This window comes from Candidatus Caldatribacterium sp. (assembly GCA_014359405.1).
In the GTDB taxonomy this organism is placed as follows: Bacteria; Atribacterota; Atribacteria; order Atribacterales; family Caldatribacteriaceae; genus Caldatribacterium; species Caldatribacterium oleiphilum.
This window is the reverse complement of record JACIZN010000039.1, coordinates 1-15,017: the sequence shown is the minus strand read 5'-3', so window position 1 is coordinate 15,017 and position 15,017 is coordinate 1. Positions and strand designations below refer to the sequence as shown.

General features: G+C 54.2%; 10 protein-coding genes. 6 read left to right on the top strand and 4 right to left on the bottom strand.

The window, feature by feature from the left end; all coding sequences use genetic code 11:
* The 6 genes from H5U36_04540 to H5U36_04515 form a co-directional block, all read left to right on the top strand.
* Positions 1-898, top strand: an 898-nt coding sequence (locus H5U36_04540) for a hypothetical protein (GenBank protein MBC7217425.1), incomplete at its 5' end; no start/stop codon positions are given.
* Positions 899-1,273: 375 nt separating this feature from the next.
* Positions 1,274-1,954, top strand: a complete 681-nt coding sequence (locus tag H5U36_04535; GenBank protein ID MBC7217424.1) for a FadR family transcriptional regulator — start codon at positions 1,274-1,276, stop codon at positions 1,952-1,954.
* Positions 1,955-1,983: 29 nt separating this feature from the next.
* Positions 1,984-3,840 (top strand): glycoside hydrolase family 127 protein, encoded by a 1,857-nt coding sequence (locus H5U36_04530; protein ID MBC7217423.1) that lies wholly within the window; start codon positions 1,984-1,986, stop codon positions 3,838-3,840.
* Positions 3,841-3,984: 144 nt separating this feature from the next.
* On the top strand, positions 3,985-5,319 hold the full coding sequence (locus tag H5U36_04525) for a sugar ABC transporter substrate-binding protein (protein ID MBC7217422.1): 1,335 nt from the start codon (positions 3,985-3,987) through the stop codon (positions 5,317-5,319).
* A 60-nt stretch (positions 5,320-5,379) separates the two neighbouring features.
* Entirely contained in the window at positions 5,380-6,252 is an 873-nt protein-coding gene (locus tag H5U36_04520) for a sugar ABC transporter permease (GenBank protein MBC7217421.1), read from the top strand.
* Positions 6,253-6,259: 7 nt separating this feature from the next.
* Complete coding sequence (locus H5U36_04515; GenBank protein MBC7217420.1) at positions 6,260-7,078, top strand: carbohydrate ABC transporter permease; 819 nt, start codon at positions 6,260-6,262, stop codon at positions 7,076-7,078.
* A gap of 8 nt (positions 7,079-7,086) precedes the next feature.
* Here the strand turns inward: H5U36_04515 and H5U36_04510 are convergent, their stop codons facing one another.
* From H5U36_04510 to H5U36_04495, 4 genes are all read right to left on the bottom strand, one after another.
* Positions 7,087-9,699 carry an ATP-binding protein gene (locus H5U36_04510; protein MBC7217419.1) on the bottom strand — a complete coding sequence of 871 codons (2,613 nt, stop codon included), beginning with the start codon at positions 9,697-9,699 and terminating at the stop codon, positions 7,087-7,089.
* Positions 9,700-9,717: 18 nt separating this feature from the next.
* Positions 9,718-12,429 carry a DUF1156 domain-containing protein gene (locus H5U36_04505; GenBank protein ID MBC7217418.1) on the bottom strand — a complete coding sequence of 904 codons (2,712 nt, stop codon included), beginning with the start codon at positions 12,427-12,429 and terminating at the stop codon, positions 9,718-9,720.
* 84 nt (positions 12,430-12,513) lie between these two features.
* Positions 12,514-13,035, bottom strand: a complete 522-nt coding sequence (locus H5U36_04500) for a putative DNA binding domain-containing protein (protein ID MBC7217417.1) — start codon at positions 13,033-13,035, stop codon at positions 12,514-12,516.
* Positions 13,036-13,125: 90 nt separating this feature from the next.
* Positions 13,126-14,844: a putative DNA binding domain-containing protein gene (locus H5U36_04495; protein ID MBC7217416.1), complete on the bottom strand. Its 1,719-nt coding sequence runs from the start codon at positions 14,842-14,844 to the stop codon at positions 13,126-13,128.
* Positions 14,845-15,017 lie beyond the last annotated feature (173 nt).

The following is a 15,017-nucleotide window of genomic DNA, read 5'->3' as shown; positions in this document are numbered from 1 at the left end:
CTTTGACTTCCTTGTTCCCATGACGTACAGCTCGCGGCCGGCAGAGTTCGAAGGACTCCTCATCTGGGTTCGAACATTTCTCCGAGATACCCCTTTCTGCGCTGGTATCTGGTGTGCGGGGATGGAGAAAGAAAAGGTTCTTGAGGAAATCGCCCGGGCCCGAAAGCATACCCCCGGTGGGGTAGTTCTTTTTGCCCTGCCGTACCTTTCTGAAGACCTTCTTGGTAGCGTTTTTGGGGAATTCCTTTCCTCTCCCTCAAAGGAGGGCTTCCCGAATCTTCTCGCCCTGCCCCTTTCTCCTCAGGAGTTCCTTAACAAGCGGCGGACTATAGTAGCCAGGCGCACAGAGTTACCTGTAACCGTTGACGGATTCCTCGAGGACCTGTGGCGGAATGCCGAATGGCAGGGGGATTTCGTATCCATCCTTGGGGAGAAAGTAAAAAGAGGAACTCAAGTTGCTTGCCTCTACGACCAGGATAACCTCTACGTTGCATACCTCCTTGAAGGTCCCTTTGCCCCCGGCCGCGTAACTGCCCAGGACGGTCCTGTGTTCTACGACGATTCGGTGGAGCTCTTTCTCGACCCCTGGATGAGCCGAAGCTTCTTTTTCCAGTTCGTTACCAATTCCCTTGGCACCCAGTACGATGGCTCTTCCCTCCTTGGGGCTCGCTTCGGAGGTTTTTGGAAGGTTGGGGTGGGGGAGGGGAACGGAAAAACCGTGGTGGAAATGGCCATTCCTTTTGCCACCCTTTCCCGGGGAACGCCTAAAGAAGGCGAAACGTGGGGTGTGAATTTCTGTCGGAATAACGTCACAGAGGGAGAATTCTCCACCTGGAGTCCGATGCCAGGGGTATACGGTGCCTCGTTCTTCTTCGGGACTCTTGAGTTCAGGCCCTAAGAAACACCTATAGGGGAGCCGCCTCTCTGCGGGAAGGCAGCCCCCCTATAGGTGCAAGGAGGGGATTTTCGCTCGTTGGAAATCTTTTTCCAAACTCCAGGAGGTATTATATTGGGTTTTCTCATCCTGTCAAGGGGTCGAACAGGAATTTTTTAAAAAATTTTTGAAACACCTCCGAGGCAAAGAGCAACAACCGGCAAGAAGCGAAGTAACGGAGCAACCCCGGACCCTGGAAAAAAGGATTGTTGCGGCCCTCAAGGCTTAGAGTTTGGAAGCCGATGCCGATGTATTGGAGGGCAGAGCAAAGGGAATCTCTTGACAGGACTCCGAGAGGATGATACCCTATTCCTGGTAAGGTGGTAAGACCACAAGACCATGCGACCGATCAACCGAGTGAAACTCACAGAAAGCATCATAGAGGCGATTGTCGAGTACGCCTCCTCGAGCAACCTGAAGGTGGGGGACCGACTCCCCTCAGAGAGAGAACTGGCAAGTGCTCTACGGGTCAGTCGCCCTCTCCTCAGAGAGGCCCTGAGAAAAATGGAGAGCCTGAACCTCGTTGAGGTCCTGCCCGGAAGGGGCATATTCATCAAGACACCCCTCAAGAACAACATGTCCTACCTGGTCCTCCACATCGATGGGGAGAAGAAGAAAACCTTGGAAGTTCTCAAAATCAGGAGGGCCCTTGAGAAATTGGCAGTGGATGAAGCCCTGCGGAACATCACTGAGAAGGAAGTTGAGGAGCTGGAGAAGAGGCTCAATCTCCTCGAGGAGAAACAGCGGCGGGGCGAGGACAGTCGAGAGGAGAACTGGGCATTCCACGAGGTCATTTACCGCCTGGCCAACAACGAGCTTCTGTCCAGTATCCTCGAAGGGCTCAAGGAATTCCATCTCTTCTTCGAAGACCCTTGCACCTGCCCCTCTTTTGCCGAGAGAACTTTCTTCTTCCATCGGGAGCTCTTCCAATGCATAGCCCGGAGAGACCCTGAGAAAGCTCATGCCTTGATAGACAAGCTCCTCGATATGGTGGAGAACGAGGTGAAAAGGAGCACGTAGAACGAAAGACCGAATGGGGGAGGGAGCCTATGTCTCAGGCGTTTGTAGTCGACACGAGGAAGAGTAAGTACGCTCGGTTGCAACCTGTGGCCGTTAACTCTGTGCGTTTCACCGAAGGGGGGTTCTTTACCGACCGATTGCGACTCATGGGTGAGGTCACCCTCCCCTTGCAGTACCAGATTATGGAAGAGACGGGGAGAATGGATAACTTCAGAATTGCTGCGGGGAAACTCTCTGGGGAATTCACGGGTTTCTGCTTCAACGATACCGATGTGTACAAGTGGATTGAAGCAGTGTCGTACTTTCTCGCTACCACCAAGAATGGAGAACTCGAAAAGCTCGTTGACAAAGTCATCGAAGAGGTGAAACTTGCCCAGGACGAAGATGGGTACCTCGACACCTATTTCACCTTTTCTCGAAAGCCAGACCGCTTCACCAACCTCAAGGACATGCATGAGCTCTACTGCGCCGGGCATCTCTTCCAGGCTGCCATTGCCCACCACAGAGTTACGGGGAAAGAAAGCCTCCTCGAAGTGGCCATCCGCTTTGCTGACCACATCGCCAGTGTGTTTGGGCCCCGGAGGAAGAAAGGAGTTCCCGGACACCCCGAGGTGGAAATGGCCCTTGTGGAGCTCTACCGGGAAACGGGTGACCGAAAGTACTTAGAGCTTGCGAAGTTCTTCATAGATGAGAGGGGAAAGGGCCTGGTCGGTGGTGATACATACCACATCGACCACAAACCGTTCAGGGAATTGGACGAAATTGTGGGTCACGCGGTGCGGTCGCTGTACCTCACCTGTGGTGCTACGGACCTCTACATGGAGACGGGAGACAAGGCCCTATGGAGTGCCTTGGAGAGGCTCTGGAATGACCTCGTCAACCGGAAAATGTACGTGACCGGGGGAGCAGGAGCAAGGCATGAGGGGGAGGCTTTCGGGGATCCTTACGAGCTTCCCAATGAGACTGCTTACGCGGAGACTTGTGCAGCCATCGCCAACTTCATGTGGAACTACCGGATGTTCCTTGCTTCCGGAGAGGGAAGATTCGTCGACCTCATGGAGCTCGCACTCTACAACGGAATCCTCTCGGGAATCTCCATAGATGGGAAGGAGTACTTCTACGTGAACCCTCTGGCAGACCGAGGCAGCCACCGAAGGCAGAGGTGGTTTGCCTGTGCCTGTTGTCCGCCGAATTTGGCAAGGACTATTACCGCTCTTCCCGGGTACCTCTACGCGGTTTCTCCCGAAGGCGTGTGGGTCAACCTGTACGCGAGCAACATCGCCGAAATCGAGGTCAATGGTTCCCTGGTACGGATTGTGGAGCGGACGGAATACCCCTGGAAAGGACTGATAGAGTTTGCCATTTCTGGGAATTCTACTTTCTCCCTTTTCCTGAGGAAACCAGGATGGTGCAAAGAGTTCTCCCTGAAGGTGAACGGTGAGAGGATCGAGGTTCCTCTCGAGAAGGGATATCTCGTTGTGCGCCGAGAGTGGCGCGAGGGTGATACGGTAACCTTGGAACTTGGGATGCAACCGGAATTCCTTGAGAGCCACCCATACGTGAGCGAGAACATTGGAAAGGTTGCCATCCGTAGGGGACCCATTGTGTACTGTGTGGAAGGAGAGGACAACCCAGGAGTAGACATCTGGAATTTGGAAGTCCTCAAGGATGAAGCTTTGCAAGAGGAGTACAAGGATATCCTTGGGGGCATCGTAATTATCAAAGGGAAAGGCTATGTCAACAATCCGAGCTCCTGGAAGAGCCTCTACCTTCCGGTCCAAGAAGCCGCTCGCCTGAAAAAAGAAGTGGGATTCGCCGCAATTCCCTACTACGCCTGGGCGAACCGAACTCCAGGTCCCATGGCGGTTTGGGTATGGGGGAGATGATTTTCCTTTGGGAAGAGATGGTAGGACGGCAAGACTGGGATTGGAGGTGGGAAGAGGGAAAAAGCCGGCGTGGAAAGGCAGGTTTTTTGGAGTTCGTGGTGCTCAGTGGCGAGAAAAAATCTATAACTGAGGGGGGTAGGCAGAATGAGGAGGACGTTTGCGGTTGGTTTGCTGGTTGCGGTTCTCTTGTTGGTGGTGGGTGTCGGTGCGTTTGCAGAGGTTACCCTGACCTTCCAGAGCTACTCTAACCCCAATGAGCAAGTGGCACAGTTCATCCAGAATGTCCTGATTCCAGAGCTCAAGAAGGCTCATCCTGAAGTGGATGTGAAGTACGTGTACATTCCCTTTGCTGAGTACATGTCCACCATTCTCCAGCAAGCTGTCTCCAATACCCTACCGGACCTTGTGTACCTCGATAACCCCTGGGTGCCCCAGCTCATCGAAGCAGGAGTTTTCCAAAAGATTACCGACAACGTGATGCGTGACCTGGGTAAAGACTTCTGGATGGATTTCTTCCCTGGCCATCGCCTCTTAACGAGCAAAGACGAGGAAATCTACGCCCTACAGGTGCACACAAATAACCTGGCCATTTTCTACCGCGAAGGTTTTCTGAAACAGGCAGGTATTGGAGAGCCACCGAAGACCTGGGATGAATTCCAAGATGCGGCCAAGAAAATCAAAGAAAGCCTCGGCATATACGGTCTCATGTTCTACGCAGGAGCAGATGAAGCCGGTACCTGGCAGTTTGAGCCCTTCCTGTGGAGTAACGGAGGGAGTCTCTTAGAGCTTGACCAGCCCGAGGCAATAGAAGCGCTTGAGTTCGTAACCGGTCTGGTTAAGAATGGATATGCTCCTCGGGATGTCGTTGGTCTCAAGGATCAGGGTGACGTGACCATATGGTTCATGAACGGTCAAGCGGCAATGATGATTAACGGGAACTGGGAATTCGGCTGGCATCTCCTGCCCGATGTGTTGCAGAAATTGGGCGATGTGAAGGTAGCTCCTTTCCCAGTCCCGGAGGCAGGTATGCGTTCTGCAGTTCTGCCTTTTGGTGGAGAGTGTGTGGGCGTCACCACCTCAGATAGCGAAAAGGCAAAGTACGCTTGGGAGCTCATTCGAATCTGGTTCGCGGAAAGACTTGACGAGTACTATGAAAAGTGGACAGGGCACATTCCGACTCTTGCTTCGTACGCGGCAAAGATTGCAGAAAAGCGCCCTGAGTTTGAGATTTTTATCAAGCAGGCTGCGTACACTCTGCCGAGGCCCCCAATGGGAGGAATGGACAAGTACCCCGATGTGTCGAATGAGCTCGCCTTAGCTCTTCAGAAAGCTCTGACCGAAGCGCAAACACCTGAGGCAGCCTTTAAGGAAGCAGCCAGCAACATCAGGAACCTCTTTACCCCCGAGGCCTACGAGGAGAACAAGGCCACTGCGCGGAAGATTCTGGAAGAGGTCTTGGCAAGGACGAAGGCCCAGTGAGCCGCAGGGCGGGGAGGGAAGACTCCCTCCCCGCCGAATGATTTTGGGAGGGAAAAAAGAGTGAAAATACCTAAGGTTACTCTCTTTCTTTTCTTGCTCCCCTCTCTTGCCTTAATTTTCATCTTTGGTCTCTACCCGGTTGTCTACAACGTGTTTTTGAGCTTGAAAGATGTCAACCTGATTACTTACATTCGCGGGACTTCAAAAGATGTGGGTTCCTTGAACTACAGGGCAATCCTTGGTGATTCTCTTTTTTGGAGAGCCCTTTACAATACCATTGTGTTTACTCTCCTTTCCATTGTGCTCCAGATGGTGGTTGGGTTCCTGCTTGCTCTTCTTTTCTACTACGAGTTTCCTCTCAAAGGCTTTTTGCAGGCTTTGGTGATGGTTCCCTGGGTCATGCCCATCATGGTTTCTGGGTCTTTTTTCCGCTGGTTCCTCAACGATAACGGCTTTCTCAACAATCTCCTTGCCACCTTTGGTTGGATTACGGAACCCGTACGCTGGATAACCTTGGAAAGAGTGGTTATCTATTCCCTGACGGCGGTCAACGTATGGCTGGGTATTCCTTTCAACTTTATTCTCCTCTACACCGGTATGCAGCAAATTCCTGAAGAGCTCTACGAGAGCGCCGATATAGATGGCGCTGCAGGGTGGCAGAAGGTTCTCTACATCGCCCTTCCCATGCTCAAGCCAGTGCTTGTGGCCACGTTCGTTCTGGGTTGCATTCTGACTTTCAAAGTTTTTGACCTTGTGTGGATTGTCACCAGAGGAGGTCCGGGAGGGGCATCACACCTTTTGAGTACCCTCTCCTACTCCCTTGCTTTCGATAGATTCCAGTTCGGGAAGTCTGCAGCGGTTCTCGTGCTCATGCAGATCATCGTCATCCTTTTCGTTGGATTCTCCACCCGCATTCGACTCGAAGAGAGGTGAAAAAACCTTGCGGAAGCATCGGGGATGGAAATGGAGTGCCTTGGTCGCCCTGGTGGTCGCCTTAGTGATTTCCCCTCTCTACTTCATTGCCATAGGGGGCTTCATGTCCACTGAGGAGATTTTCCACAAACCTCCGTACCTCTTTCCCCCACGCCCGAGTCTTGCCTACTATCGGGAAGCTATTTTGACCCTTTCCCCCTACATCAAGAATAGCTTCATCATTGCCTTTGGAACTCTTCTTCTGACACTCCTTGTTGCCCTGCCTGCTCCCTTTGTCCTGACGAAGTTCAGATTTTCCCTGAAGGGTCCGGTGGATTTTCTCTTCGCCCTGGTCCAGATGTTGCCCTACACCGCCGTGATTGTTCCTCTCTTTCTCATGTTCACGAAGTTGAAGCTCATCGATTCTCACCTTGGGGTCATGCTGGCACTTTCGGTTTTCCTTGTCCCCTTTGCCGTAATCATTCTCCGCTCGTACATGATTTCCGTTCCTTCGGGATTGATCGAAGCAGCACTCATAGACGGTGCAGGGTATTTCAAAATATTCACAAGCATCGTTTTGCCGCTCTCTGCTCCAGGGATTGCCTCGGTTGCCATACTCGTTTTCCTTCTGGCCTGGGGCAGCTTCATCGTTCCCCTTGCCTTCATAAAGGCGGAGAGCATGCGTCCCCTCAGCATAGGCCTTTATGTTTTCATCGGCCAGTACGGTGTGGAGTGGAATAAGCTCATGGCCGGGAGCATGATTTACACCATTCCCCCGCTCGTGGTGGCGCTTTTGGCGGGGAAATCCATCGTTGCGGGACTTACCGCCGGGGCCTTCAAGGAGTGAGAATATTCTTACGATTCTTTTTCGTCCCAATCCCACGAGCAACCATAATCTCTCAAGAGCTTTTCCAGTTCGGTTCGTTGTTCTGCCAGCTTCCCTGTGGGGTCATCAATTTCCAGCAAAACGGATGCATCAAGGTTTGCCAGTTGCTTGGCAACCACCAGCAACGGATAAATCAGCTTCGTGCTGGTGTGTACTCTCAGCCTGATGGGTTTGGTCGGGGGCTCGGGTGGTGGCGATGGGGGCAACTCAGGCGAAATCAAAACCGCTCGGCTATCCCGCAGTACTTCATCAGGTACTTCTTCGCCCACGTACACCCTTTCACCCACTTTCAACCCGAACTGACCTTTTGCCACACCCTCTTTGATGGTTTGAGCAACAACTTGCTGCGGTTGTGTCAAGAGCGGTTGTCCTGGAGTACCCGTGAATAGGTTCATCGCTTGCGCGACGGGCACCTCTTTTTGCTGGTCAATCGACAGGACTTCCTTCAGGAACTCAGGCGCTACCCGGTCTGTGAGTTCACCCTTTTCCTTGAGCACCTGGGTGGCGAATTCGTCCAGTGTCCTTGCCCTAATAGCCTCAGGGCTACGGGAGGCGATTTTCTGAAACCCGCTTTCACCAGGCCGGTAAATGTCCTGATAGGCTTGCTTGATGAGTGTTTCAATCTCTGCCTCCTTGTCCTTCAACTGTTCTCGCACTTGGTCTTTGTCTTCGGCATCCAGTTCCTTGAAGGAGTGCGAGCGTTCCACTTCTTTGAGCGCCAGCCAACGACGAACGGCAGTCCGTAACGACGCCATCCGTGCTTGCTCAGGCACCAGAAATACCAGCATGTTTTTGTTGGTACGGATTCCATCTCCTGCCAGCTGCAGCGCCTTCTGCATCCATGCTGTCGCATCGTCCACTTCGGTTGGCAGGATAACCAGGGTCGGTTGGGCCCGGTCAGGCACAAGTTGTGGTTCAGCGGGTGCAACGATGACCTGAAAGCCCTCCACACCCCTGCCTGCCACCTTCTCCAGCCAATTTCTGATGCCTTCGTCCACCTGTTCCTCGGTGATCTCGTTTTCAAAGTCCAGGATAACCTTGTTCAAGTTGGGTTTGGCGGTGAACAGGTAACGACGGTCTCGATAGCGCAAATACCAGAGCCCCTCTCTCAATCGCCCCAGAACTTCCGATGCCATTGCCGGATTGATGTCGGGACGGAGCAGAGCGGTGCGGATTTCCTCTTCGGTTGCACCTACCTCTCGAGTTGCTGCAGAGATGCTGTAGAGGAAAGCACAGGCCGCTGCACCCTTGCCCAGCTCTTCGCGGGCATATTCACCGCCCAGCTGCCGTTCTATTTCCACCGCTCGCTGCAGGATGTCGCCCGTCACGATAGCGTCCATCCCGCTGTCCAAGAGTCGAATAACCTCACCGCGAATGTGCCTATCAGCAAGGTCAATGTGGTGGGGTTGAATCAGGAGTGCTGAGCCAGGCCTTTGGTTCCAGAGCCGGCGCAACACCAGCGCCAGAAGTCGCAGTGCTCCTCGTGTTCGTTGAAACTGCGGGTGCGGTCCCCATCGCTTGTAGAGGAGGTCCACGAGCTCGGGATGAAACGGATAGGCCTGCAGCATCCGCGCCCGATAATCGGGCGAACGCAATCGGTCAGGGAAGAAACGGGCGTACTCAGCGTAGTAATCCTGCATTGCTTCTGTTGCTTTGCGATGTTCCCGTTCATTCCCGACGCTCTGGAAGAGCCGACGACGCAAGACACCGAATACTTCATCTTGGGCAACAGGTGTCTCTATCAGTTCCACTCGCCCCAGGACCTTCTTGGCCTGCTGAAAGAGCCGTTCTGCTGCTGTCTGGTCGTCCATAGGTACTTCGAGCGACGACGCAGGTAGTGCTGCGATGAGCACGCTCCGTGGGACGGCACTAACGGCGGCTGTGAGCGCTCCAAAAAAGGTGGCTGTTTGCTCCATCAGGTTGCTATCACCTACTTTCACTGCCCTTGCCTTGACGAGGTATTCCAGCAGCTCGTCCACCAGGATGAGAACAGGTTGGTAGCGTTGCAAGAACTCTGTCAATCGTTCACTTCCTGGTGCTGTCCGCGTTTCATCGGCGTCGGCGAGCACTTCATAGCCTTCCTTGCTACCCAGCTGGTACGCCAGTTCACCCCAGAGGGTTCGGATAACAATGCCATCGGCACGTCGTTCTCGAACGTCTAAACCTCGTCCGTCTAAAACAGCAATGCGAATTCCTTTCGGCAGCTCCCGCAGGTTCAGCCGTTCCAGAATCGGTCGGATGGTTTCATGTTCGCTCACCGCTTCAGGATAACGGGCAAGGTGGTAGAGTGCCGTTATCGTGTGGGTTTTGCCGCCACCAAAGGGCGTCTCAAGCCGCAGAATCGGTGCGCCCCGTCCCATGCCTGCTAATCGCCCAATGACTCGCTCCAGGAGGTCCGAAAGTGCTCTCGTCATGTAGGTGCGGTTGAAGAAACGCTCAGGGTCGGTGTAGTCGCGGTCAGCACTACCTTGAACGACGTGGTGCAAGCTGATGGCAAAAAGCGATGGATCGGGGTCACGAGAGAAGACATCGGGATGGGGTTCGCAAACCTCCCACACCCGCTTTAAGCCTTTCACTGCCATCACGTTTTACCTCCCTCATCAAAACTCAAACTGCAATTGTCGCCCACTTTTCGCAAGCGTTGCCACCTGCCTCAATACGCTCCGCTTGCCCCCTAAGAGTTGCTCCAGCGCCCGTACTTCTTTCTCCAGCGTCCCATCCGGTTGGGCGTTCTCAATCTCCAAAAGTGCCTGTGCTGTCTGCCAGAAGGGATGCTGGTCACCCTGGATACCTGCCTGACGAAGAAACTCCGCAAGCATTTCCGTTTCGCCTTTCTGCCAGAAACCGAGCGCAATGTGCAGCCAGTCGATTTCGGGCAATTGGAGAGCTTGCCCATCCTGCAACGCCTTCTCCCAGTGGGTCCGGCAAAGTCGATCTTGCCATCGCTCGGCGAAAGTCGGTAGCGTCACCGTTTCACCATCCCGCACGATGAGCCGCTCCTGCTTGTGCAGAACGTCCAGTTCTACTCCAACGGATTTCGCCAGCTTGTTTGCCTCGTCAAAGTCCAAACTGTTCCCACCGTATGCCCATCGGTAGAGCACGTAAAAGCGGGTTGGCTCGTCCAGCCGGGCCAAACCCAACTGTTTCAATGCGAACGCCGTCACAATGGCGCGTACCTCATCCAGAAGGTCACTCACTGCAACCTCTCGCCCATCAGGGTACATCACCTTGCGGAATCGCCCGAAGACGCCGACCGAAGGACCAATGGCGGAGACGAAAAAGTCCGCCCCGCGAATGCCCGCCCTCCAGAACTCTTTGAGCTGCTCCGAAATAACCCGTTCTAACTCCGCCCGGACTTGCGCATACCAGCCGATACCGGCATTTTCAGGACGGCGCCGACACGCCATCAAGATGGTGCTTTTGATGGCACCCTTGCCTCGTTGATGCGTGGAGGCCTCCATTTCTGTGTGGACAGGGAAAGACACCGTCGGATACAGCCCTGCGTCCAGCAAACTTTGAATCAACCGTTCCCAAGCCGTTGTGGAGCGGTGGGTGAACATGACGACTGCCATCCCCTCGGGCTTGAGCACGCGGTGGATTTCGGCAAAAGATTGCTGCATCAGCCGCCCGTAGTGCGCCTCAGCGATTTGCTCGCCTTTCTTACCCCCGCCGAATCGGGCAGGGTTGACAACAGCTTCCTCGTCTTTGGGCGTCAGTTCTGTCTGAAACGCTTCAGGATACAAATCGCCCACCGTCCGGCGTAGCCAGACATAGAAAAAGTCCGAAAGGTCGGCGTACGGCACATTGTCGTGGTAAGGCGGGTCAATGACGACGGCATCAAAACTCCCCGCCTCAAAGGGCAACGATGCTGCTGAACCGAGATGGGCAAAGCCTGCCTGTGGGATGCGGGATTCGCGAGTAAGGTAATGAGCAACATAGCCTGATGCCTCATTCCAACTTCCCAATGCTGTGCCAACTGGCACGGTTTCCAAGTAGTCCCAGACCATGTGTAAGTGATGGCCAGCAAAAACGCTACGTCCGGTTTCCTTGCTGGCGTCCCAGCCACATAGGGTACTCAGCCCCCGATTTGCTAAAAAGTCCACACCGAACGCCAAATAAGTCGTGACGGCTTTGGCAAATTCGCGGTCTTCGGTGGCCTTGAGAATTTCCCGGTAGGCTTCCCGCACCCACTTGCCAAAGACGCACAGTGAAAGCAGCTGGCGGGGGTTGAAGAACTTGCCCCACTGTAGAAATCCGTAGCTCGCCTCAACGCTTTGCTGTTGTCCCGCACCAACCAACCGGGATGGCTCCTCAGGCACCCAAGGCAATCCGAAAGCGAAGGGCGACGGCGATTGCTTGAGTTCCTCCAGAGCCTCTTCGGCTTTTCGGAAAGCGTCAAGGTCGGCTTCGGTTGCCAGGCGGTAGTTGCGTCCCGTGCCTTTGCCCCGTGTGGTTACGACGGCGATGAGCCGATGTCCCATTCTTCCTGCCTGTGCCTCGGCTTTGACGTACTTGTCTTTTGCTGTCGTATTGCAGACCAAACAAAGAGCGTTTCCGCGCTGAACCGTTCCTCTTGACGGGTCAAAATCAATGGCAGTGCCTTCCGCAATAGCAAAGTCTACCTGCTTGCGTTCTCGGTCAGGCAACGGCATTAGGGCAACCTTTTTGTTGGCTTTGCGGGCGAGCCAGAACTGGCGAAAGAGCGGGATTTCGGCGCCGCAGGAAGGATTGGGGCAGCGAATGGTTCGGCTCCAGATATAGGCAATGGGCGTCTCACCGTTGACAGATGGGTAAAACGTTTCTAACTCCTTTCGTGCCCGCTTGAGCACCCAATCACCCCATTCCTTGACGGCGTTGACGAGCCGTTGTCCAAATTTTTGCGGAAACTCAATGGTAGCCTTCAGGATGAGATAGGCGACAGGGTTGTACTCAACGGCATGGGCTTCACAGCCTAAGCGCAGAGCTTCCAGTGGGATACTCCCGCCACCGGCGAAGGAATCCAGCACCTTCGGCGGTCGATCACCAAAAAGCCTTCGGATGAGTGCCCTTGCCTGCTCCAACAGGTGATGTCCTTGACGGTTGCCGTCATGGACTTCCCACTGGCAAAGATTTTTGACGAACTGCGAGTTGACATCCTCGTCTTCGGTGAGCAGTGCTCCCAAAACGGCAGCCCTTGCGACCACCAGTGGCCGTCTTGCCCACCAGACATGGAGTGTGGAGATGTGCCCGTGACGGATAGCTTTCTCCCGCCTTGCTTCTTCAGACAATTCCTGAATCGGCATCGCCATCTCTATCAGGAACCGTTTTGCCATCCAATCACCCCCTGTCACCTTTTGTGTTCGTTATCGCACACTTTCATTTTGAAACGGATTTACCAAGACGGTTTGATAACACGCTCACCTGGGACATAACGCCTGCCCCGCTTTTCGCCTACGGGTTCCAACCATCCGTTCAGAACCGACCAGCGGGAAATCCTCAGATACCTTCATGGCATCTATGTCCCTGGCAGGAAAAGACAGTTTTGTGCCCCGTTCCAAATACAAAATAGCGTCCAAAAGTTGCTGCACCTTAGGACTCCAATCCGTCTCAGAGACCCAAACCCTTTGCTCCTCAAGGGAGATTTCGTGGACGCAAAAGTTCAGTCGGAGGCAGACGTCGTCACTCAATCGCCATTGGGTCTGCCGGAATTGGTAACGCGATGGAACACCCATTACCGTTCCATCGTCTTCCGGTCCGACAGCGACGGTGCTACCATCGGCATTTCCCATCGCCACCAGCGCTTCCGCCAAATCCCACAGCACCTCCTTCACGGGTCGGGGTCTACTCAGCCTCGATGAGCGGTCATAGCAACTCTTTCGCTCCAGAAACTGTCCTTCATCCTGCTCCTTCAGCCAGTTCCAGGTGTTGGGGGCTGGCATTTCAAAACGCCTCCCTACCAAGTCCCGTGGCTTTCAACGCCAAGTACGCCCCCGTTTTGGACGACGACTCAAATTTGTGGACTTGTCCATTTACGTTTTGGACTCATCCACAATTGTGGACGGGACATAAAAGATGCCCCTTCGTTGACCTCTGCGTAAGAGTACGCCTTTTTGAACGAGTTTTGCAAGCAAATTGCGGGCTTGGGGCGACGAAATCTGGCACAGTTCAGCCACTTCTCGCCGGGTGATACGCCCGTATTTCTGCACATACTGCAACACCATTTGCTCCTGCTGTAACGGCTCAAAACCACGTCGGTGAACATAAGCGGATGGGATGCCCAGTCGGCGGTAGGTATTGGCTGAGAGGTGATAGGTGCGTCCCTTACGCTCACCCCGTCCTTCCACCAATCCCGCTTCCACCAATCGTTCCAGTACGGCACGAGCATCAGGTTCAGGCTTTTGCAGGAGTTGGGACGCTTGGACAACCGTGATGCTCCGTTCCTGCCAAAGGGCGTTGAGAAGGAGCAATCCATCTAACCCCAAAGGTCGTCCCGCTTGATTTTCTTCCACCACTAACCGCACGAATGCCAAATTTGCCTGTCCACCAGGGAGCACGAGGACAACATCTGTCGGAGTGCTTCGCTCGTAGGAAGGAGCAGGTCGCCCATTACGGAGTTGCTCTGTGAAGATGATGTCAATGCCTCGTCCTGTGCGCTCCACCACGCCCGCCCGCTTAAAGGCGTCTGCCAGTAGGGGATTACGGGGACGGGGTGGAGTGACAAGGATGTTGCCCAGATGCACCCCTTCGGGAAACCCGCCTGGGTTGCTGATTTCAATGTGGTCGTCATACCACTGGATATGCACGGCTCCCGCGCGGGCATAGTCACGATGGATAAGGGCGTTGGCGACAGCTTCCCGAAAGGCCCGCTCAGAGTATTCGGGCACACCGACCCGTAAAAGCCCCACCATGACCTCTTCCTCACGGTGGCGGGAGCGGAATCGTTGGAGCACTTCTTCCATTACACGCAGCAAAGGGTAGTGGAAAAACTCATTCACTTCCACTTGTTGCCCTCGCAGTACTTGGAAGGCAACTTCGTGGGTGGGCAGAAAGCGGCGCAACGAAGTTTCTTTGCCGAAAAGCAAAAGCCCTAACACTCGGATATGGGTGACAGCGTGGTTGGCTTCCACAGCACCTAAGGCTTTCGCCAGTTCCTCATCGGAGAGTTCCAGAAGGGTTTCATCGCCTTGCCCTCGGCTTTCCCGAATAAAACGGCGGAAACGTTCAAATTCCAACGGGTCCAAATCGTCCCAAGCCGCGTCTTTCACAACAACGGCGGAGTAATCCAGGAGCCCTCGCGTCGCCTGTAGGGATTGCATATCGTGGAAATGCATTGGAAGACATTCGGGCTTACCCCGCCCACCGATGGCACGCCGCAAATAGACACCATTGGCTGTGCCTACAGGTAGGCTAACAGGTAGGACTTCAATGACGATGATTTCCACGTCCTCTGGCTGCAATAGCACGACATGTACTTGAACCGGTAAGGACGGACGGGTACGGTTGGCAATAAGAGCCTGGAGGCGAACAGGGTCGGTTGTTGTTTCATGACGGGGACGAGCTCCAGTGAGTTGCCCATCGTCTTCTACGCCGATGAGAATGTAGCCACTCTGGCGACCAGGACGGTTTGCCATGCATACAACCGCCTGGACGATTTCATCGTCCGATAGTTGCCGCTGTCTTTCGCTCTTGAATTCCACATCCATGCTTTCGCCCTGCTGGATGAGTTGCCGAAGCCGTTCGGGACTCATGACGCCGCCTCCCTCCAGCCGTCTAAGATTACTTTGATGATACCTGTAATAGGTTGGGCCTTTAAGCGAACAAACGGGTTTTGAACGATGTACAACTTTGGCTCCGTCAGCGCATTCTCCACGATGTAGAGCCAGTAGGCATCTTGCTAGCGCTCGGCCATCTGCCACTCATG

What these genes read in the sequence shown, in the direction of transcription:
- H5U36_04530 (MBC7217423.1), top strand. Translation starts at nt 1,984, where the DNA reads ATGTCTCAGGCGTTTGTAGTCGACACGAGGAAGAGTAAGTACGCTCGG.
- H5U36_04505 (MBC7217418.1), bottom strand. Translation starts at nt 12,429, where the DNA reads ATGGCAAAACGGTTCCTGATAGAGATGGCGATGCCGATTCAGGAATTG.
- H5U36_04535 (MBC7217424.1), top strand. Translation starts at nt 1,274, where the DNA reads ATGCGACCGATCAACCGAGTGAAACTCACAGAAAGCATCATAGAGGCG.
- H5U36_04500 (MBC7217417.1), bottom strand. Translation starts at nt 13,035, where the DNA reads ATGCCAGCCCCCAACACCTGGAACTGGCTGAAGGAGCAGGATGAAGGA.
- H5U36_04495 (MBC7217416.1), bottom strand. Translation starts at nt 14,844, where the DNA reads ATGAGTCCCGAACGGCTTCGGCAACTCATCCAGCAGGGCGAAAGCATG.
- H5U36_04525 (MBC7217422.1), top strand. Translation starts at nt 3,985, where the DNA reads ATGAGGAGGACGTTTGCGGTTGGTTTGCTGGTTGCGGTTCTCTTGTTG.
- H5U36_04510 (MBC7217419.1), bottom strand. Translation starts at nt 9,699, where the DNA reads ATGGCAGTGAAAGGCTTAAAGCGGGTGTGGGAGGTTTGCGAACCCCAT.